Source organism: Rhizobium sp. Leaf453 (assembly GCF_001425605.1).
Taxonomy (GTDB): domain Bacteria; phylum Pseudomonadota; class Alphaproteobacteria; order Rhizobiales; family Rhizobiaceae; genus Pararhizobium.
Genome location: NZ_LMRG01000028.1, coordinates 246,739 through 267,913, shown reverse-complemented (window position 1 = coordinate 267,913; position 21,175 = coordinate 246,739). Strand labels below are relative to the sequence as shown.

General features: G+C 60.5%; 18 protein-coding genes. 5 read left to right on the top strand and 13 right to left on the bottom strand.

Annotation, left to right across the window (positions count from 1 at the left end; translation table 11 throughout):
- Positions 1-54: 54 nt before the first annotated feature.
- The 4 genes from ASG68_RS26105 to ASG68_RS26090 all read left to right on the top strand — a co-directional run bounded on the left by ASG68_RS26105 (position 55) and on the right by ASG68_RS26090 (position 4,552).
- Complete coding sequence (locus ASG68_RS26105) at positions 55-1,653, top strand: choline dehydrogenase (protein ID WP_062584557.1); 1,599 nt, start codon at positions 55-57, stop codon at positions 1,651-1,653.
- Between the two features lie 95 nt (positions 1,654-1,748).
- Positions 1,749-2,507: a GntR family transcriptional regulator gene (locus ASG68_RS26100; RefSeq protein ID WP_062584402.1), complete on the top strand. Its 759-nt coding sequence runs from the start codon at positions 1,749-1,751 to the stop codon at positions 2,505-2,507.
- A gap of 10 nt (positions 2,508-2,517) precedes the next feature.
- On the top strand, positions 2,518-3,477 hold the full coding sequence (locus ASG68_RS26095) for an ROK family protein (RefSeq protein WP_062584400.1): 960 nt from the start codon (positions 2,518-2,520) through the stop codon (positions 3,475-3,477).
- Between the two features lie 16 nt (positions 3,478-3,493).
- Complete coding sequence (locus tag ASG68_RS26090; protein WP_062584398.1) at positions 3,494-4,552, top strand: SIS domain-containing protein; 1,059 nt, start codon at positions 3,494-3,496, stop codon at positions 4,550-4,552.
- 54 nt (positions 4,553-4,606) lie between these two features.
- Here ASG68_RS26090 and ASG68_RS26085 read toward each other — a convergent pair whose 3' ends face one another.
- Positions 4,607-4,942: a hypothetical protein gene (locus ASG68_RS26085; protein ID WP_062584396.1), complete on the bottom strand. Its 336-nt coding sequence runs from the start codon at positions 4,940-4,942 to the stop codon at positions 4,607-4,609.
- Positions 4,932-6,185, bottom strand: a complete 1,254-nt coding sequence (locus tag ASG68_RS26080; protein WP_062584394.1) for an MFS transporter — start codon at positions 6,183-6,185, stop codon at positions 4,932-4,934. The genes ASG68_RS26085 and ASG68_RS26080 overlap by 11 nt, the downstream gene beginning before the upstream one ends.
- 284 nt (positions 6,186-6,469) lie before the next feature.
- On the opposite strand from ASG68_RS26080, the gene ASG68_RS26070 reads away from it, so the two are divergent.
- Positions 6,470-7,471: a glycoside hydrolase family 3 N-terminal domain-containing protein gene (locus ASG68_RS26070; RefSeq protein ID WP_062584389.1), complete on the top strand. Its 1,002-nt coding sequence runs from the start codon at positions 6,470-6,472 to the stop codon at positions 7,469-7,471.
- A 78-nt stretch (positions 7,472-7,549) separates the two neighbouring features.
- On the opposite strand, the gene ASG68_RS26065 is transcribed toward ASG68_RS26070, so the two are convergent.
- From ASG68_RS26065 to ASG68_RS26015, 11 genes are all read right to left on the bottom strand, one after another.
- Positions 7,550-8,557: a glycoside hydrolase family 3 N-terminal domain-containing protein gene (locus ASG68_RS26065; protein ID WP_062584387.1), complete on the bottom strand. Its 1,008-nt coding sequence runs from the start codon at positions 8,555-8,557 to the stop codon at positions 7,550-7,552.
- 29 nt (positions 8,558-8,586) lie between these two features.
- Positions 8,587-9,369, bottom strand: coding sequence for a DeoR/GlpR family DNA-binding transcription regulator (locus ASG68_RS26060; RefSeq protein WP_062584385.1), 783 nt, complete (start codon positions 9,367-9,369; stop codon positions 8,587-8,589).
- Positions 9,366-9,995, bottom strand: a complete 630-nt coding sequence (locus ASG68_RS26055) for an HAD family hydrolase (protein ID WP_062584554.1) — start codon at positions 9,993-9,995, stop codon at positions 9,366-9,368. The genes ASG68_RS26060 and ASG68_RS26055 overlap by 4 nt, the downstream gene beginning before the upstream one ends.
- A gap of 286 nt (positions 9,996-10,281) precedes the next feature.
- Positions 10,282-11,928: a GMC family oxidoreductase gene (locus ASG68_RS26050; RefSeq protein ID WP_413814044.1), complete on the bottom strand. Its 1,647-nt coding sequence runs from the start codon at positions 11,926-11,928 to the stop codon at positions 10,282-10,284.
- On the bottom strand, positions 11,928-13,430 hold the full coding sequence (locus ASG68_RS26045) for an FAD-dependent oxidoreductase (protein WP_062584381.1): 1,503 nt from the start codon (positions 13,428-13,430) through the stop codon (positions 11,928-11,930). Before ASG68_RS26045 ends, ASG68_RS26050 begins: the two co-directional genes overlap by 1 nt.
- 9 nt (positions 13,431-13,439) lie before the next feature.
- Entirely contained in the window at positions 13,440-14,540 is a 1,101-nt protein-coding gene (locus ASG68_RS26040; protein ID WP_062584371.1) for an ABC transporter ATP-binding protein, read from the bottom strand.
- Between the two features lie 4 nt (positions 14,541-14,544).
- A complete protein-coding gene (locus tag ASG68_RS26035) occupies positions 14,545-15,423 on the bottom strand; it encodes a carbohydrate ABC transporter permease (protein ID WP_062584370.1) in 879 nt (292 codons plus the stop codon).
- Positions 15,413-16,309, bottom strand: coding sequence for a carbohydrate ABC transporter permease (locus tag ASG68_RS26030; protein WP_062584368.1), 897 nt, complete (start codon positions 16,307-16,309; stop codon positions 15,413-15,415). Before ASG68_RS26030 ends, ASG68_RS26035 begins: the two co-directional genes overlap by 11 nt.
- Before the next feature lie 80 nt (positions 16,310-16,389).
- Positions 16,390-17,640 (bottom strand): ABC transporter substrate-binding protein, encoded by a 1,251-nt coding sequence (locus ASG68_RS26025; RefSeq protein ID WP_062584366.1) that lies wholly within the window; start codon positions 17,638-17,640, stop codon positions 16,390-16,392.
- Between the two features lie 81 nt (positions 17,641-17,721).
- Entirely contained in the window at positions 17,722-19,038 is a 1,317-nt protein-coding gene (hisD, locus tag ASG68_RS26020) for a histidinol dehydrogenase (RefSeq protein WP_062584364.1), read from the bottom strand.
- Between the two features lie 92 nt (positions 19,039-19,130).
- A complete protein-coding gene (locus ASG68_RS26015; protein ID WP_062584363.1) occupies positions 19,131-20,933 on the bottom strand; it encodes a thiamine pyrophosphate-binding protein in 1,803 nt (600 codons plus the stop codon).
- Between the last annotated feature and the right edge of the window lie 242 nt (positions 20,934-21,175).

Here is a 21,175-nt window from a genome sequence, read left to right as displayed (position 1 = left end):
GCCGGACTGCAGGACACGCCAGACTATCCGGCGCAGCGTGACAAAGAGGACGATATGAGCAAGAGCATCCAGGAATTCGATTATGTCATCGTCGGCGCCGGTTCGGCCGGATGCGTGCTGGCAAACCGGCTGACGGAAAATCCAAGCATTTCGGTCTGCCTTCTCGAAGCCGGCCCGAGCGATCGCTCGATCTTTATCCAGATGCCGGCCGCGCTGACGTTTCCCATCGAAAGCGATCGTTACAACTGGAAATTCGAGAGCGAGCCGGAGCCCGAATTGCACGGCCGCAGCATCGGTCAGGCCCGCGGCCGTGGCCTTGGCGGCAGTTCCTCGATCAACGGCATGGTGTATGTGCGCGGCGCGAAGCAGGACTACGACGCCTGGCGCAGCCTTGGTGTCGAAGGCTGGGATTTCGAGGACTGCCTGCCCTATTTCAAGAAGATGGAAAGTTTCGAAGGCGGCCGCGATCTTGTGCGCGGGGGCTCCGGTCCGATCAGCGTCGTGCGCAGCAAGGCCGACCATCCACTTTACCGCGCCTTTCTCGATGCCGGGCAGGAATTCGGTTTGCACGATGCCGGCGACTATAATAGTGGCGCCCAGGATGGTGTTCACATCACCCAGGCGACCATTCGCGACGGCGTGCGCTGCAGCACCAGCCTTGCCTACCTGACGCCGGCCCGGCAGCGCCCAAACCTGACCGTCATGACGGGATGCCTCGTCGAAAAAATCCTCCTTGATGGACGCACCGCGACGGGCGTGACGATCCTGCATAAAGGCGAACGAAAGACCATCCGCGCGGCCCGTGAAACCATCCTTTCCGCCGGCACGGTGGGCTCTCCGCACCTTCTGATGCTGTCGGGTATCGGCGACCGGGGCGCTCTGAGAGAGCACGGTATTGCAAGTGCTGCCGACCTGCCTGGCGTCGGCGCCGATCTGCAGGATCATGTGGTTGCGCCACTGCGCTTCACCTCTCCAAAAGGCGTATCCATCCGCCGGCAACTCAACATGGTCGGCCGGCTCAAGCTGGGCATCGAGTGGCTTCTGTTCAAGCGCGGCCTCGGCGCGACCAACTTCTTCGAGGTCGGCGCCTTCTTCAAGAGCAGCGAGGCGATCGACTACGTCAATATGCAGCACGAGTTCCTGCCGTTCCTCGCCGACTTCCAGTCCGGCAAGGTAACGATCTCCGATGGCTTCCAGTATTTCGTCAGCCAGATGCGACCGTATAGCCGCGGTCGAATTGCGCTCAAATCCGCCGACCCCGCCGCCAAACCGTCGATTCGCTTCAACTACCTGACCGACCGCCGCGACACGATCGAGATGGTGGACGGCATCCGCAAGACCCTGGAAATGGCAAGCCAGTCCGCCTGGTCACGCTATAAGGGGGCTGCCGTCGACACGCCGGAGCGCGGTGCTTCCGATGCGGAGATCGAGGCCTGGCTGCGTACCGTCGCCAACACCGAACATCACCCGACCAGCACCTGCCGCATGGGTTCGGACGACTTGTCCGTTACCGATTCCGCCGGCCGTGTGCATGGGCTGGAAAAGCTGCGCATTGTCGATGGCTCCATCCTTCCACGCGTGCCGTCAGCGAATATCAACGCCCCGATCATCATGGCGGCGGAAAAGATCGCTGCGGCGATGACACGCCACTAACCGCGAAAGGAATGCTCTCGAAGGCATGCTTGCCGACTTGTCTCGACATGTTAGAGACTGACGACCCGACTGCCTTTAAAAGAGAGGAAACATCGATGACCGAAACGTGGCTGAAAAAGAAACCGATCCGCAAGAGCGGCGCCGTCCCCATGTATATGCAGGTGGCGGAAATCCTCGATGGCGAGGTGAAGGCCCGCAACGGCGCCCATTTCGCCCTGCCCTCCGAAGGCGAACTGTCGCGGGAGTTCGGCGTTTCGCGCGTCACCGTCCGCCAGGCACTGAAACAGTTGGAAACCCGCGGCGTCATCTACAGCGAACACGGGCGCGGCTATTTCAGCACGGCATCGCGCATGAAGGGCGTCTCCGGCTTTCACAGTTTCACGACGGAAGTCCGAAAACTCGGCGGCGAACCCGGCTCGACCATCGTCGCCTATGAGGAAGGCAAGCCGCTATCTCCGTCTTTCCGCAAGCATTTGCAAAGCGAGGGCGAAAGCGGTGCGGATTTCATCTTCCTGCGACGCGTGCGCAGCATAGACGGGAACCCGGTGGCGCTGGAGGATGCCTATCTCCCTGCGGCGCTCTATCCCTCCGCCACCCGTGCCATGTTCGAGGGCGGTTCGCTCTACGCGGAAATGGCTGCGACCTGGGGCATCGTGCCGACCTGGACGGATGCTCTTTTCGAACCAGTCGCCGCGACCGCCGAGGAGGCCGATCATCTGAAGATTGAGCCCGGCGCTCCTGTGCTCGCCGTCTGGCGCGTCACGGTCACCGATACGGACCAGGCCGTCGAATATGTGAAGTCCGTCTACAAGGGCGACGGCTTCATGCTCAACGTCAACCGCTACCGCCTGTAGGAGCCCGTTCGTGTCGCAACAGGATTTCGCAATCGGCATCGATATCGGCGGTGGCAGCACGAAGATCGGCCTCGTCTCGTCTGGAGGCGAGGTTGTCGAGCGGCGGCGCATTGTCCTTGGCAACGACGAAGCAGACGCCATTGTCGGACAATATGCTCATGCGATCCGCGACATCGCGGCGGCACATCCGCACGCCAGACTGCGAGGTATCGGCATCGGCTTTCCCGGCCGCATCCATCCCGACAACCTGTCGGGCGATCTCGGCAACATACCGAAGCTCGACGATTTCCCCTTGGCCGAGCGCATTGGCGGACTGTTTGGCCTTCCCGCCCGGATGGAAAACGACGGAACCGCGGCCGGTCTTGCCGAAGCGATGTTCGGCAAGGACAAAAATGCCCGGCGCCTTCTGCTGATCGCCGCCGGAACCGGCATCGGCGTGGCACTCACTGTCGATGGCAAGCCTTTCATCACGTCGGGCGGCGGTTTGGGCAATGCCGGGCAGTTGATCATGCACGGCAGCGATGGCCGCCCCTGTCGCCAGGGGTGCGTCGGTTGCCTGGAGTCGCTCGCCTCCGGAGACGCCTTGAACGGGATCGCGCAGCGTTATTGCGACGAAGTTCCGCAAAGTCCGCTCGCCATCCGGGCACGCGACTTCGGCCGGGAGGCCGATGCCTCGGACGTCGTTGTGGCGGCGCTTGAAGGCGATCCGGCGGCAAAAGCGATGCTGGCCGATGTCGGGCGCTGGCTTGGACGGGGTGCTGCCACCTGGGCGCAGATTTTCGCTCCCGATGTCATCCTGCTGGGGGGCGGACTGAGCGCCGCCGGCGATCTCCTGCTGCAGCCGCTCGAGCGCGAAGCCCGGATGTGCGGCCTTGATATGTATCTCCGCAATGTCCGTTTTTCGCTCGCTTCGCTCGGCAATGACGCTGGAATGATCGGGGCGGCCGCACAGATTTTTCTCAACACTTGAACAGAATGGAGTTTCCGTGTCCCAGTCCTATCTCGATGAAATCGGCGAGCAGCCGGCCGCCATCCGCAAGCTCAGCCACCTGATCACGGCTTCCCTGATCGATGAGGTCAAGGCGATCCGGACGATGATCGACACGGGTGACGTGCGGCATGTGATCCTGACAGGCATGGGCGGTTCGCTGTTCAGCGCCTACGGCACTTGGCTGAGGCTCAGCCAGGCACTGCCTGTGCCGGTGTCGTTGTGGGACACGTCGGAACTGATCCAGCAGGCGCCTGCCCTTCTGCGTTCGGGTGCGCTGGTTGTGGCGATTTCGCAATCGGGGGAAAGCGTCGAACTCTGCCGAATGACGGAACTCGACGCTGGCGTGAGCGCCAGGGTGGCCATCACCAATACCCGCGACAACAAGCTGTCGCGCTGGGCTTCGCTGAAGCTTGCGACGGAGGTGGGCCCCGAACAAACTGTCTCGACCAAGACCTACACCGCCGGCATCGTCGCGCTCTACATCTTCGAACAGCTTCTGGTTGGCCACCAAGAGGCGCTGGCCGAGGAAATCGGCATCCTCGCCGACGCCGTCGAAAGCCTTTTGTCCACCCTGCCGGAACAGATGGAGGAAACGCTTGCCTATCTCGGCCACGAGCAACCGTTGACTTTCATCGGGCGTGGTGGAAGCTATGCCAGCGCCATGATGGCGGCACTGGTGACGGCAGAAGCCGCCAAGGCGCCGACCCAGGCGCTGTCCGGCGGCCAGTTCCGCCACGGTCCGCTGGAATTGGTGCGGAATGGCTTCCGCAGCATGCTGTTCCTGGGCGGTCCCGGCGCCACGCTTGACCTTAATCTTAAAACCGCTGCCGATATTTCACGCCTCGGCGGCCGTTGCCTCGTTGTTGTGCCAGATGCAACTGCGATCGCAGTCTCCGACGACCTGCGGACACTCCGTCTGCCCGATGTCGCCGAAGGTCTCCGCCCTGTTCTGGAAATACTTCCCATCCAGCTTCTGATGGTTCCGATGGCGACGGCGCGTGGTTTCGAGCCCGCCAAATTTCTGAACGGCTCCAAGATTACCATCATCGAGTGACATCTCACACGCCGATCCGCTAACACGGGTCGGCGCTCTCGCCTTCAGCCAATACTAGCGTTTCCGCTCCACGGGGATCAATACGGAACGAAGGCCGCTTGTGCGGGCAATCTGATAGACTTGGCGAACCGAAGTCAGCTTGCGGGTCAAAGGATTCTTCGGTGTTGTCACGCGTAACAGCGGCCCATGCTTCTCTCGCAGCAGCAAAAGCCAGACCGGATGAAGAAACGACGATTCCTGATCGAGCACGAAGACGGGTTCGCCACCCTGCTGGATCTTCTTGCGGAATTGCGCCATGCCACAGGCCGGCAGGCTTTCCAGCCAGTCGCCATCGGCACGCCGGGCGACTTTCTCCAGAGGTTCGCTGCATGCGCTCGTATCATTCAGCATGAGTCACTCCTGCTGCCTTGACGAGGTCACGCTGCTCGTGTTGCGCATCGTGTTGCTTCATGCGCTGGCTGAGATAAAGCGTCCCCACAGAAATGAGAGCGAATGCCAGCATGATAAGGCCTAGGCTGACGGTCAGGCTTGAACTCTGCGCCACGAAACCGAGTAGCGCCGGGCCGAGCAGCAAGCCGCTATAGCCCATGGTCGTGACGATCGCCATTGCCCGGCCCGCGGCATGCGCTCCGATGTGACCGGCGGACGCAAAGACGGCGGGGATCATGTTGGCGACGCCCAGGCCACAAAAGGCCAGAACAACGAGCGTCACTGTCGGGCTCTTTGCCAGCAGCATCGTCAGGATCGACAAGGCGCAGATGATACCTCCGAATTTCAGAAGATTCCCATGGCCGAGATACTGGGTCGCACGGTCGCCGAGTAGCCGCCCGATCGCCATGGCTGCTGCGAATGTCGCGAAGGCATAGGCGCCACGGCTTTCGGAGGCACCGAGAACATCGACCATGTAAATGGCAGTCCAGTCCATCAACCCGCCCTCTGCCAGGAAGGCGAGAAAACCGATTGCACCGAACAGGACGATAAGCAGGCGTTGGGAGGACGTGAACGGCGCGCTAGGCGTGGCGCCGGATGTTGGGTTCGCGGATGACGCCTGTGTGGGGACCTTCGTGATGAGCAGTGTCGAAAACGCCGCGAGCAGGACGATGATCCCGGCTCCTCCCAGGCACTCGTACAGGGTGCCGCCATGGGCAACGGCTTTTCCAGCCAGGAAAGCGCCGATAATATTGCCGATGCTGAACAAAGCATGGAAGGACGACATGAGGTGCCGGCCGGTCGAGCGTTCCACGGCGGAGGCCTCCGTGTTCATCGACACATCGAGCGTTCCAAACGCCGCCCCCACCAGAAAAATCAAAAGCCCCAGCAGCCAGATACTTTCGACATAGGGCACGAGCGCAATCGCAAGCCCGAAGACGATGCTGCCGCACAGGCTGACGGAATGAATGCTTTTCAGTCGATCCAGATATCGGCCGACATTGATCATCAGGACGATGGCGCCGAGTGCGAAGCACAAAAGTACGGTGCCAAGTTCGCTCTTATCTAGATCCATTTTTTCAGACAACAACGGCAGGCTCGCGGCCCAGCCACCGATCCCGACCCCTGCCGCCAGGAAAAACAGACTGGAACGCAACCGTCTCGAACTGCGGATACGGGCGGTGCCAAAGCGATTTGCGGTCATGCTTCGAAAAATCCTTCGTATTTCGTTCGAGAAATCGCACGGCGCGGCGCCTGCCGCGATCGATGATGAACAACGTGATGACATCGAGCGCAAGGTCGCAGCCGGCATAATAATGACGCAAACCGAAGCACTCCGTTCTCCAATTCGGCGCGATCATATGTCGGCCCAGTCAGCGGAAAGGCAATTTCACGTCAAAATCAATAATTGCATGATATTGCTTATTCATGCAATATCATGCAAACGATTTGCGCATTAACGCGCATGTAATTGCGAAGGGATTTTCAATGAACCCACATCTGCGGCTTGCCTACAGCACGCTCTTCCCAGTGACGACCGAACTGCGGCTTTCACCCGATCTCATCGAATTCCTTGAAAACGGCGGACGGGCGATCCTGTTCGGCGAGGACGGGATGGAATATGCAACGGGCATCATGCATCCCGACAGAATACGCGATGAGACGGCCGAAACCTGGCACGCTGTGGCGGATCAGATCCGCGGGATCGCCGGACCGGCCCTGATTGCTCTCGATGCCGACATTTCCGCTGTCCATCGCCTGCATCGCTTGACTGCCGCCTTGCCCACATTAAGCGACAGCGTGGGCATGACCGATGAGGCCTTTACAGACAAGATAAGGACCATGGCGCAAGATGCCCGTCGATTGGGGATCAATTTGCTGCTGTCGCCAACCGCCGATGTCGTCGCCAGGGACAATCCGTGGCTGGCTGGACGCACGCTCGGTGACGATATAGCCGAGGTCTCGCGACTGGTTGCCGCCTATGTCCGCGGCGCGAAACAAGCGGGTATTGGCAGCACCCTGAAACATTTCCCTGGCAACCCTGTCATCACAGGCCTGCCGGCAACGCAAGAAGCCCGGGTTCCCATGACCATGGATGAGTTGCGACCCTATCTCGCGCCGTTCAAGGCAGGGATCGAGGCCGGCGCCGATGCCGTTTTCCTCAGTCCGGCCATTTTTGATGCCGTGACGCCGCCGCAGCCGGGCTCGATCTCACCGGATCTGATCCGCCTGTTGCGCGAGGACCTTGCCTTTTCCGGCCTGGTGATCACTTGCGATCTCGATCACCGGTCGACGATGGGCGACAGATCCCTCGACCAGACCGTGGTCGATGCATTGATTGCCGGAGCCGATCTTCTGCTGGTGTCGCCGGCGGCGATGCCGCATCTCGGCATCCTCGCCCAAGCCATCGTCAAGGCAGTCGAAGACGGACGTCTACCCCTGGAGCGTTTGCAATCGGCTTCGGCCGCGATCAACCGTGTTTCGAGCTGACAGATCGTAAAGGTCGCCAAAATACAAAGGCCCGCCGGCGGAACTCCGGCGGGCCTTCGTTGTCAAAGGGTCTGTTATTCAGTCCAGTCCGGCAGCATTCAAGCGCACGCGGTTGGCGGCATCCGAAAGACGCTCGGCGGACAATGCACCTGTCCGCACCGCCTCGACAAGCCCATTACACAAGGCTTCGAGATGCGGCCCGCCGGCGACGAGGAGCAAATCTGCACCGGCGGACAGAGACGCGATGGCGGTTTCGAGCAGCGACCGGCCGCGCATTGTCGCAGGCGCATCGAGGTCGTCGCTGACGATCAGGCCGGTGAAACCGAACTGCTGCCTGAGTAGCGTCATGACGGTTGCCGACGTGCTTGCCGCATTGTCCGGGTCCAACGCCACAACGGGTGCCGGGCCGGTCATGATCGCCTTCGTGCCGGCGGCAATCGCCGCCGTGAAGGGCAGTGCATTGGCCATGATGCGGTCACGTGTCGTGTGCAGCGAAACGTCGATTAATGCCGGATCGCCATCCAAATCGTTGAAACCCGGAAAATGCTTCGTGACCGCGGTCAACCCGGCTCGCTGAACGCCTTTGACATAGGCGGAAACCAGCCGCGCCACGACCTGCGCATCCGCGCCCATAGTCCGGTTTTCAAGCCAGATATTTCGACCATCGATAATATCGGCGATCGGCGCCAGGAACATCGATACCCCGAGTTCGCGGGCGCCGCGGGCCGTATCAAAGCAGCGATCGGCAAGCGCCTCGTCCGTCAAAACATTGGCCTTCGCCAGATCAGGTAGCGCGGGAACGAGACCCTGAAGTCTCTGGATACCGCCCATTTCCTGATCCACCGCAACGATCAGGTCCGGCCGCCGGGCTTTCAGCCTTTCGACGAAGGCCCGAAACTGGTCCGGCGTCTCGGATGCAAGCCGTTCCGTCGACATTCCCCGCGAGACATATTCCGTCCGCGTCTCACCGATCAGAACGGATTGACCGCCCTTTTCCAGAAACGGTTCGGCGACATCAGCAAAGTCAAGGCTGTCGAAAGCGGGCAGCAGAACGGCCCTGGCGTCTTCGCCAAGTGAAAAACTCATCATCATCTCCTTGAAACAATAGTATTTTGTCAGGTCATCTCGACATCGACGCCAAGCTCCTGGATGCGCTTGAGGATGGCGTTGTCGTGCGCGCTGGTGAAAAGCGTCGAAACCAAGGATACCGGCGCAACCTCATAGGTCGCGACCTGGCCAAGTTTGTCGGCGGTTGCCAGCAGCAATGTCTTGTTGGACGCCTTGATCATCGTTGCCTTCAGGTAGGCGTCCTCATAATCATCAGCGCGCAGCATCAGATTGTTGTCCAGCGCACAGGTTCCGAGAATGCAGTAATCGGCCTTGAGGGCGCGAACCGCCTCGATGGCACCGGCGCCGGTTGCATTGCGAGTCAGCCGGCCGAGCCGACCGCCGATCATGATGACCTCCGACAGCGGGTGATCGAGCGCGGCAGCTGCTACATCCACGGCCGTTGTAATGATCCGCACCGAAAGCGATGGCGGAAGGCTACGCAGAAAATGCAGAACCGTCGTGCTGGAATCGACCAGCAGCGTTGCGCCTTCGGGAATCACTACTGCTGCAGCCCGGCCGATCAACTGCTTCTCGCCCGTCCCCACCGTTTCGCGGCGATGGAAATCGAGAGCCGGCGTCACCAGCCGTGACGCCCCGCCATGAAACCGCTGCACAAGGCCAGCATCCGAGAGGTCGCGCAGATCCCGCCGGATCGAATCTTCCGAAACCCCGAATTCCTGCGCAAGCGCAGCCGCGACCACGCGACCGGTCGCATTGACCTTCTCCACGATAACGGCCTGCCGTTCTTCCGGAGAGAGCACTGCAAATTCCGGCTTTTCCGTACTCACGCATTCACCCTTTCGTTTTCAGTCAGAAGGCCCATATCGACCAGCCGCAGCTCCAACGCCTCGGCCGAACGGAACAGTTCCGTCTGGAATCCAAGTGCCGTCGCCGTCGCGATATTAGCCGGATTATCGTCGATGAACAGGCAATCTCCTGCGGGTACGCCGGCCCGCTGCAGGAACAGGTCGAAGATTTCCCTGCCCGGCTTCACCATCTTCTCTCGTCCCGAAACCACGAGAATGTCGAAGGCATCCAGAAACGGAAATCGCTCGAGCGCACGAGGAAATGTTTCGGCCGACCAGTTGGATATGGCATGCACGGGGACATCAGCGATCTTAAGCCGCTCCAGGATTTTGGCAGTGCCGGGTATTTCTCCGCCCAGCATTTCATGCCAGCGATGCCAGTAGGCCTCGATCAGGTCGGCTTGAGCCGGATGGCGCTCTGCAAGTTCGGCAATACCTTCGGCAAATGGCGTTCCGGCATCGAACTGCTCATTCCATGCGCCGTTGCAGACCTCTGTGAGGAACTGCGCGACGCTTGCATCGTCCGGAAGCATCTTTTTGTAGAGATAGACCGGGTTCCAATCGATCAAAACCCCACCGATGTCAAAAACGACGATACGCGCACTCATGCTGGCCTCACTGATCATTGCTCTTGAATGACGTTATGCACGAATACGATTAAACATGCAAGAAAAAGCACAAATGTGCGCATGAATTTGTAATGCACGATGAAACATGCAGAGAGCAGTACGAACAAGATGGATTGCCGATCATGCGCGTGAAGTGAGGACGTGAAGAGGCTCGGTGCGAAAAAGACCATGCGCACCTGTGTCACCGGCCACGCGAGGCCGGTGACACAGATGGGGGTATCGTGACTTCACAGGTCGAGAAGGTTCGTGACGAAATCGAAGGGCTCTACGCGCGCAGAAACTCGGCCGCCCGCTCGCCGATCATGATGCAGACCGAATTCGGATTGCCCGAAATCAGGGTCGGCATGATTGAGGCATCGGCGACGCGAAGGCACTCGATACCCCTGACCCGCAATTGCGGATCGACGACAGCCATGTCGTCATGGCCCATGCGGCAGGTGCCGGATGGGTGAAGCGCCGCGTGCGCGGTTTTCTGGCAAAAAACCCTGATGTCGGCGCGTGACTTGAGCTGAGGCTCGGGCGTATGTCGATCCTGTACATAGGCCGCGATCGCCGGCTTGGCCATGATGTCGAGGGCTGCCATCGTGCCTTCGGTGATCGATTCCAGATCATAGGGATCGGAGAAATAACGCGGTGCGACGCGTGGATTGGCGAAAGGATCGGCGCTTGCAAGGGTCACCTCGCCCCTGGAGCGGGGCCTGATCTGGCCAAGATTGACAGTACAGCCATTTCCGCCTGGGACCGCATCGACACCCTCCTCGATACCGGCGCCTACGACCATGAAATACTGGATGTCCGGCACGGCTTCATCTTTGTTGCCCCACCAGAAGGCGCCGCCCTCGATCAGGTTGGACGATGCCGGGCCGTTGCGGAAAAGCGCGTAGTTCAGCCCAGCCGCCGCCTTCCAGCGCAGCTTCTTGTATTTGTCGTAGCTGTGTGGACCGTTGAGTTGGTAGACCAGCGAAATCTCGGTGTGATCCTGAAGATTCTGCCCAACACCCGGGAGATCGGCTTGCACGTCGATGCCCTGGGCACCGATTTGGTCCTTGGGGCCGATGCCCGACAGCATCAGGAGCTTGGGCGTCGCGATCGCACCTGCGGACAGGACGACTTCCTGCTGTGCGCGAAAGACGATCTGTCGCTTGCCCCTGGCGCATTCGACGCCCACAGCGCGTCCGTTCTCAATGATTACACGCGTCACCGTGCAACCGGTCTCGATCCGCAGATTGCTCCGCTTGCGGGCAGCCTTGAGATAGGCAACGGCCGCCGAACTGCGCCGGCCGTTGCGGGCGGTGATCTGGTAAAGGCCGCAGCCCGCCGGATCGCCGGAATTGAAATCGGGATTGTAGGGAAGCCCCGCCTGCTGACAGGCCTGCAACCAGGCGCGGGTCAGCGGATGGATATAGTCGACATCCGAGACACCGAGCGGTCCACCGACGCCATGAACGTCGTTACAGAACCGATTGTTGTCCTCGGCGCGCTTGAAATAGGGCAGGACGTCGGCATAACCCCAGCCTTCTGCACCCATCTCCACCCAGTGCTCGTAATCGGAGGGAACGCCTCGAATATAGATCATCGCATTGACCGAGCTGCCGCCGCCGAGAACCCTGGCCTGCACCATGGTCGGTGTCTCCACGCGCTCCTGTACGGCCGTCGGCTCCCATGCAATGCGCTTCAACAGCGGTCCTTGGGCGGTTTTGTAATAGGCGCCGGGAATATGAATGTAGGGGCTGCGATCGCGCGGCCCTTCCTCCAGCAGCAGCACGCTGACATCAGGATTTTCCGACAGACGCGACGCGATCACGCAACCGGTGGAGCCGCCACCGACAACAATATAGTCGAAGGTGGTCAATTCATCCGGCCGGGCGGGGCAGATACCAAACCGTCCTGAGCCAAAATTACGAAGTGACATCATGACTGCCTCGCGATCGAAGCGCCGGCCTTGATCGCCAGCGCCGAAATGGTCAATGCCGGATTGACGGCCGCCGACGTCGGCAGGACCGAGGCGTCGGTGATGTAGAGATTGTCAACGTCATGGCTTCGGCAGTTCAGGTCGACAACCGATGATTTCGGGTCGCTGCCCATCCGCGCCGTGCCACACTGATGCGAGGTTGTCTTGCGGCCAAATGTATGGGTCAGCACGATTGGAAACCCTGCCTTGCGCATGACCGCGCGCGTCTTGGCGATCAAGGCTTCGTGGGCGCGCATGTTCGACCGGATCCAGTGCATGACGATACGGCCGTCGCGGACCATGACGCGGCTTTCCGGGTTCGGCAAATCTTCGCTGGTCAGGAACCAGCCATAGGCATGCCGGGCAATCAGTCGGGTGAACCAGGCCGGCGCGGGAACCGGGAAATTGGCCCGCAGGATATTACCCGTGATATGACCGAGCAATTGCACGTTTCCGAGAGGAAACCCGTATTCGTTGTTTTCATTGTAGAAATCGTTGAAGGCGATGGTCTTCTGATAAACACAGCTGTTTCGCCGGAACGGGTCGATGGCAAGCATCGCCGTCGTATTGTGGTTCATGAAGTTGCGGCCGAGCTGATCGGAACTGTTGCCGAGACCCGTCGGATGCGCCTTGCTGGTCGAGCGCAGCAGCAGCGCGGCCGACTGAACGGCACCGGCTGCGACTACGAAGCGATCAGCCGAGATGCGCTGCTCGATGCCGTCCTTCACAAAAACAGCCGCGACGATCCGCTGTCCGCTCTTATCGACGTCGAGCCGCGACACTTGGGCGCCGGTCAGGATGCTGACATTGGGATAATCAAGCGCGCTCTTCAACGGCCCAACCTCCGCGTCGATCTTGCCGAAACCGGTGTTGGGGAAGGCATCCCAACCGGTCGGCGCGCGCTCCAGCCAGGCGTCGAGATCGATCGACAGCGGAAGCGCGGACGGATGCACGCCGGCCTTTTCCAAGCGCTGGCGCACCGCCGCGATAGAGGTTTCATCGGGCACAGGCGGATAGGCGTAAGGTCCGGTATGCACAGGTTCGGTCGGGTCCTGCTGCGTGGAGCCTCGAACCTGGAAGATCGCCTCGGCCTTGTCGTACCACGGCGCCAGCTCGTCATAGGACATTGCCCAGCCCGGCGAGGCTCCATCCATATGCGGGCGGGCTGAAAAATCCTCGCGACGATAGCGATACATGACCGCGCCGAAGAACTTGGAATTTCCGCCGACGTAATAATAGTTGCCTGGCAGGAAGCTCTCGCCGTCGGTTCCCAGCCATTCCTCGGACGACCTGTAGAAGCCCTTCTGGAAGATCGCGATATCGTCACGGGCCTCCGGACTGTCCTTGAGGTGTTCGCCCCGTTCGAGGATGACGATGCGCAAGCCAGAAGGCGCGAGGCTGTAGGCCAGCGACGCGCCGCCGATGCCGGAACCGATGATGACGATGTCTGCCGTTTGTGCCATCGAACGACCTCAATCGATCCGGTTTTCGGTATCGGCATCGAAGATGACGACCTTGGATGTGTCGACGCAAAGCGCGGCCTCGCGTCCGGCACTTGCCTGTTTCGGCGGCAGGCGCGCGGTCACCTCGGCACCGCTGCAATGGAACACGACCAGCGTATCGGGACCGGTGGGCTCGACCACATCGACGTCGACGGTGAGCGTCGGCCGGATATCACCGGCAGCAATCGAAAAGTTTTCCGGCCGGATGCCGACAAGCACCCTCTTGCCAGCATATTTCCGCGCGGTTTCCGGCGACACCGCGACACCCGAAATGCGCGCCGAACCGCGCTTTGCGATATCGACGACGGCGCTGACCACCGTGCCCTGGACTTCGAGCACGCCGGGAATGATGTTCATCGACGGCGAGCCGACGAACTTCGCGACATAGACATTGGCCGGGCGATCGTAGACCACCTGCGGTTCATCGAGTTGCTGCACGACGCCGTCCTTCATGACGGCGACACGGGTCGCCAGCGTCATCGCCTCGATCTGGTCATGCGTGACGTAGACGATCGTCGTTCCCAGTCGTGCATGCAAGCGCTTGATCTCGGTGCGCATATCAACCCGCAATTTGGCATCGAGATTGGAGAGCGGCTCATCGAACAGGAAGAGCTTCGGCTGACGTACGATCGCGCGGCCCATAGCAACACGCTGGCGCTGGCCGCCGGACAGTTGCGACGGCTTGCGATCCAGGAGATGGCTCATCTGCAACAGATCGGCCGCTGTCCTGACTGCCTTGTCCCGTTCCGGCGGAGTGATCCCCCGGATTTTCATTCCGAACTCGATGTTCTGGCGAACTGTCATCGTCGGATAGAGCGCATAGGACTGGAACACCATGGCGATATCGCGATCCTTAGGCGAGAGGTCGTTGACGACTTTTCCCGCGATACGAATCTCGCCACCGGTGATGCTGTCCAGGCCGGCGATCATGTTGAGCAGCGTGGACTTGCCACAGCCGGAAGGTCCGAGAAGCACGAGGAAATCGCCTGTACCGATGGAGATCGAAACCTCCTTCAGGACCTCGTGAATGCCATAGGATTTGCGGACGCGATCGATTTCGAGAGTGGACATGGGCTCAGCCTTTCACGGCGCCGGCCGTCAGCCCGCGGACGAAATAGCGGCCCGCGACGATGTATACGACCAAGGTTGGGATGGCGGCGATCATGGCGGCAGCCATGTCGACATTGTATTGCTTGCGCCCCATCGTGACGTTGACGATGTTGTTGAGCGCCACGGTAATGGGGGACGACTGTCCCGCGGTGAAGGACACACCGAACAGGAAGTCGTTCCAGATTTGTGTGAATTGCCAGATGCAGGATACGACGATGATCGGCAGGGCCGCCGGCAGCATGACGGAGAAGAAAATCCGGAAGAACCCTGCCCCATCGATCTGCGCCGCGCGCGTCAGTTCATCCGGGATTGTGATGAAGTAATTGCGGAAGAACAGCGTCGTAAAAGAGATGCCGTAGACAGTGTGGACCAAAACCAGCCCGGGGATCGTTCCGGAAAGACGCAGGCTTCCGAGTAACTGCGCCATCGGCAGGATCACAGCCTGGAAAGGCAGGAAACAACCGAACAGCAGCATGCCGAAGAAGAAGTTGGATCCCGGAAAACGCCATTTGGTCAGGATATAGCCGTTGATGGCGCCGATGCCGGTCGAGAGAATGACCGCCGGAATGACCATCAGCAGCGAATTGATGAAATAGGGACGAAGGCCATCGCAGGCCGTGCCGATACAGGCCTGCCCCCAAGCCTTTTCCCAGGCTTCGAACGTGATCGCCTTGGGTAGGCCGACGAAGGAGCCGGCATAGATTTCGTCGAGCGACTTGAGCGATGTAACGATCATCACCCAGAGGGGCATCAGATAGAAGGCCGCGAGCGCCAGCAGCGAGCCGTAGATAAAAAGCCGGCCAAGGAGATGGGAGCGCCGTGCCGAGTTGGCCTCAGTGTTCATTGCGGCTCTCCCTCAGTTCGGAATAGAGGTACGGAACGATGATGGCAGCGACGGTCATCAGCATCATCATGGCGCTGGCAGCACCGACGCCCATCTGGTTGCGCCGAAACGTGGCCGAGAACATGAACGTCGACGGCATCTCGGTGGCGTTGCCCGGACCGGCATTGGTCAGCGCGAGAACCAGGTCGAAGCTCTTGATCGAGATGTAGCTGAGCAGCACGATGACGCTGAGAAACGCCGGCCGAAGCATGGGCACGATGATGCTCATGTAGATGCGCGGCAGGCCCGCGCCTTCAATCTGCGCCGCCTTGATGATGGAGGTGTCGATGCCGCGAAGCCCGGCCAGGAAAATCGCCATGGCGAAGCCGGTCGATTGCCAGACCGCAGCGATCACCACGCAATAGATCGCGGTATCCGGCCGCGTGATCCAGTCGAAGACAAACCCGCTCCAGCCGAGGTCATTGACGACCTTCTCTACGCCGAGATCAGGGTTCAATATCCATTTCCAGGCTGTGCCGGTGACGATGAAGGATAGTGCCATGGGGTAGAGATAAACCGCGCGCAAAAAGCCCTCGGCGCGGACCCGTTGATCGAGCAGGATGGCAATCAGCAGGCCGATCGCGATGGTGATCGCCAGGAACAGCACCGTAAACAGGAACAGGTTGACGACCGCGGTTTCCCAACGCGGGGTCGCCCACAGACGGATATATTGCTCCAGTCCGACGAAATCATATTTTGGAACCATCTTGGACGACGAAAGCGAGATCCAACCGGTCCAGGCGATGAAGAGATAGACCCCGATAAAAACAGCGACCAGACTCGGAGACAGGACGAGCCGGGGCAGCCAATGGGTCAATCGGTCCCTCATCGAGAGTGTACTGCGCATGACAGCATTCCCATCATTTTTCGCGAAACACCATTTGACCCGTCGGCCGGACTGATGCCGGCCGGCGGACCAGAACTGGATCAGCGCGCGTTATTGATACCGTCGACGAGAGACTGAACCGCATCCTTCGAAGACATGTCCGTCACGAAGAACTTGGCGACCACGTCGCTGTAGACCCCGGAAAACTGCGGCTGTGCTGCGAAGCCTTCGGTCAGACCGCCGAGCATGGCGCCACCGGCGACCGCAGCTTCACGATCGGCGAAGCTGCGCTTGGCGCAATCATCGAAATCATCAACCGGGACGTCCGAACGGGCCGGGATTGAGCCCTTGATCTTGTTGAAGTTCGTCTGAACTTCAGGGTCCATGATGGATTCAGCCCAGGCATCCTGGCCGGCAACGACTACGGGATCGTCACTCTTGAAAACGCCGAATGCGTCGATAACGAACTTGTAGTTCGGGGTCGCCGTCGGGGTCGGGAAGCACAGGAAGTCGACGCCGGGCTTCATGCCCTTGGCCAGGAACTCGCCCTTCGCCCAATCACCCATGACCTGCATGGCGGCCTTGCCGCTGGCGACCATGCCGGTTGCAACGGCCCAGTCGCGGCCGGTGAAGCCATCATCCACGAGCCCTCGAACCTGACGCAGCTTGTCGAACGCATCAACCATCTGTTCGCTGGACAGCGCGCCTTCGTCGAGATCGATCACTGCCTTCTCGTAGAAGTCCGGCCCATTGACGTCGACGAGAATGGCTTCGAAGACCTCGAGGATCTGCCAGGGCTCGTCGCCGATCGCGAGCGGAATGACGCCGGCTTCCTTGAGCTTCGGACCAGCAGCGATCAGCTCGTCCCAGCTCTTGGGCTCGGCAAGGCCGGCCTTGTCGAAGACGGCCTTGTTGGCCCAGACCCAGTTTTGGCGATGCATGTTGATCGGCAGCGAGATGTAATCATCGTCGGACTTGACGAAGGCCAACAGTTGCGGCGCGAGCGCCTTGTCCCAGCCATTCTTCACATAGAGGTCGTTCAGGGAGCGAAGAACGCCTTCCTTGGCCCAGTCCAAACCTTCATAGCCGAGAAACTGCATCGTCGTCGGCGGATTGCCGGCGGCGAGACGGGTCCGCAGCGCCTGGAGCGCGTTGGCGCCGGAGAGGCCGCCGACTGCGCTGTCCTGCCAGATATATCCCTTGGTCGCGAGCTTGTCGGTGATGACCTTGAGCGCGTTGACCTCGCTCTCGGAAACCCAGTGGTGAATGCCTTCCACCTTGCCTTTTTCCTCGGCCATGGCGACGGCTGGAATGAAGGCGATCGAGGCAGCAAGAAGTGTCGTCAATTTCATGTCAGTTCCCCTGTTTTTAGCATTGACGGTTGAGTTGGGCGGCAAGTCCGGCAGGCGGTGCTGCGCACTTGCCGTTCGGTTTTATGCGTCGATGGGGTCCACCGCCGTCGCATAAGGGATGTTGCGGCCGCCATAGCGACGGACGCGGATGTTTGCCTGCTCGGCATGCCCGGCGAAGCCCTCCATGAGGCAAAGCCGCGAACTGTAAGCGCCGATCAAAGCCGACGCTTCGTCGGTCAGGATGCGCTGGTAGGTGCAGGTCTTCAGGAATTTCCCGACCCAGAGGCCGCCGGTATAACGAGCGGCCTTGTTGGTCGGCAGCGTGTGGTTCGTGCCGATCACCTTGTCCCCGAAGGCGACATTGGTGCGGGCGCCGAGGAACAGCGCGCCGTAATTCCGCATCTTGTTCAAGAAATAATCCGGATCGCGGGTCATGACCTGAACGTGCTCGGAAGCGACGCGGTCAGCTTCGGACACCATCTCGTCAATCGTGTCGCAGAGGACGATCTCGCCGAAATCCTCCCATGCCTTGCCGGCGATTTCGGCCGTCGGCAGGATGGTGAGCAGCCGCTTGATCTCGTCAAGCGTGTCGCACGCCAGCTTTTCCGAGTTGGTGATCAAGACAGCCGGCGAATTGATCCCGTGCTCGGCCTGACCAAGAAGATCGGTGGCGACGATTTCGCCATCGACACTGTCATCGGCGATTACCAGCGTCTCCGTCGGTCCGGCGAACAGATCGATGCCGACCTTGCCGAACAGCAATCGCTTGGCTTCCGCGACATAGGCATTGCCCGGTCCCGCCAGCATGTCCACCGGTTCGATCGTCTCGGTCCCGTACGCCATGGCCGCGATCGCCTGGACGCCGCCAAGGCAATAGATTTCGTCGGCACCGGCCAGCGCCTGGGCGGCAACGATCTTCTGGGAAATCTGCCCCTTGAACGGCGGCGCGCAGGTGATGATCCGCTCGCAGCCGGCAACCCGTGCGGTCAGCACTGTCATGTGCGCCGATGCCAGCAACGGATATTTGCCGCCGGGGACATAGCAACCGACATTCTGGATCGGGACATTGCGATGACCGAGCACGATGCCCGGCAGGGTCTCGATTTCCAGATCCTTCAGGCTGGCCTTCTGGGCCTCCGCAAACCTGCGCACCTGATCCTGGGCGAAGTCGAGGTCTTCACGTTCGCGTTTGGTGAGCGAGTTGATCGCGTCGTCAATCTCGCTCTTCGTCAGGCGATAGGAACTGCGGTCAAGCTTGTCGAACTGGGCGGAAAGCTCGCGGACGGCCTTGTCGCCGCCGCTTTCCACCTTGGCGAGGAGCGCCTCAACGGCCTTGGTGACCGCTCCGTCGTTGCTGCCAGCAGATGCAGCCTGGGCTGTTTTGATGTGCCGTATCATGGGTATGACTCTTCGCTTGCGGAAGCGACGCGCTCCGCACTCCAAGGGGACAGAAGGATGAGGTTGGGAGCCGGCCGAAGCCGGCGTCTCAGTTAGAGATGCTGCTCAAGCGCACGCATCTCGGCATAGGCGGCCTGCTCTTTTTCGTAGTAGGCCGGCGACGGGAAGTCCCACCAACCGGTGGCGAACGGGCCTGCGGCATCGCGCGAGACGATGACTTCGACAAGTGCCGGGCCGCCGCACTCGAGCGCGGCCTTCAGGCTGCTTTCCAGATCTTCGTCCTTCTCGACCTTCCAGGCCTGTAGACCGAAGGCGCGGGCCGATGCCGCGATATCCGCCGAATACGGCGCGCCATTGCCGGCATGATGGCTGAACTCGGAGGCGATATGGCGCCCCATGAACTTGCGCTGGCCGCCGCGGATCGACATGTAACCCTGATTGTTCAAGACCAGGAACACCACATTGATGCCGTTCATCACGGCCGTGCCCATTTCCGGCAGCGACATCATGAAATCGCCATCACCGACGATCGCGACGACCTGGCGATCAGGCTTGGCCAGCTTGGCACCCATGGCCGCCGGGACCGCCCAGCCCATCGGCGAGTAGGAGCCGGACGTCAGATGCGTACGGGGCTCATAGATCGGGAAGCTCTGCTTGACCGAACCCTGCGTATTACCCGAACCAACCACCACGATGCCGTTACGATCGAGAACCTTTCGCAGTGCGATGAGCGGCCGCTGCGAGGTGAAGGGCGTTTCACGGCTGTTCTCGCGCGGCTCGACCTGGGCACGCCAATCGGCTTTTGCCTTCTGGACATCGGCCAGGAAGGTTTCACGGCGTCCGAGCATCGTCTGGGAGTCGGCATCCGAGAGAAGCGACAGGATCGCTTCGAGCGTCGCCTTGGCATCGGCAACGATGCCGACCTCGGTCTCGTAGTTCTTGCCGATTTCGCGCGGATCGAGGTCGATATGGATCAGCTTGGCCGACGGAATGGAGAAGGAGACGCCCTTGGCATAGGACGACGCCGACCAGTCGGTGAATCGGCAGCCGACAGACACAACCACGTCGGCGGATGCGGTGATCTTGTTGCCGCAGGTCGTACCGGTCTGGCCGACAGCACCGATGAACAGCTCATGATCTTCCGAGATCGCACCCTTGCCATTCCAGGTGATGGAGACGGCGGCGCCGAGCTTTTCAGCGAGGCTTATGAGTGCCGCCGACGCGCCAGACGTGATCGCGCCGCCACCGGCGACGATCACCGGACGTTCGGCAGCAAGAAGAACCTTCAGCGCTGCTTCGATGGCCGTGGGGTCCGGATACGCGACGCCGACCGGCAGACGCTTGCCGAGCGGGTGGATAGTGACATCCGCCGCTTCGACCTGAACGTCCATCGGAACTTCGACATGAACCGGACCGGGGCGGCCCGTCAGCATTTCGCTGAAGGCGCGGTGCATGATGCTTGGGAGGGTCTGCACCGAATTGGCCTGCCAGGCGCGCTTCGTCACCTGCTCGGTGATGCGCGGGAAGGCATTGTCCTGCTGACGCTCCAGTTCCTGCATGGTGCCATGGCCGTGCATGTAGGTCTGGGGCGAGCCGGAGACGTAGAAAAGCGAGGTCGAATCCGTATAGGCGGTGGCAAGACCGATGATCGTGTTGGCTGCACCCGGACCAACCGAGGTCGAGCAGGCCATCGGCTTGCCGGAGGCGCGGTAATAACCGTCGGCCATATGAACGGCACTCTGCTCGTGCATCACCTGGATGAAAGGAATTTCCGACCCTTCCTGCAGGAAGGCATCGAACAGCGACCAGATGCCGTGACCCGGCACGCCGGCGACATATTCGACACCGTATTCCTTGAGCGCTTTCGCGACGACTTGGCCACCCGTCAGTTTCATTTGATCGACCCTCTAAGCTTGTTATGATTGCGAAGGGACATGACTGTTTTCAGCCCCTCGACGATGATCTTATTCTTCGGCGGATGGGTGCGCGCTTCAAGTTCGCAGGCACGCAATCACTGAAGCAAGATGACGCACATTTCGGATCACCCTGCATCAGCTATGCAGCATGATTGCTTGGCACGATCAATCGGACGAGCCGAGTTGGCCGCATCCACTATACCCTAGTTCACCGCTTGCTG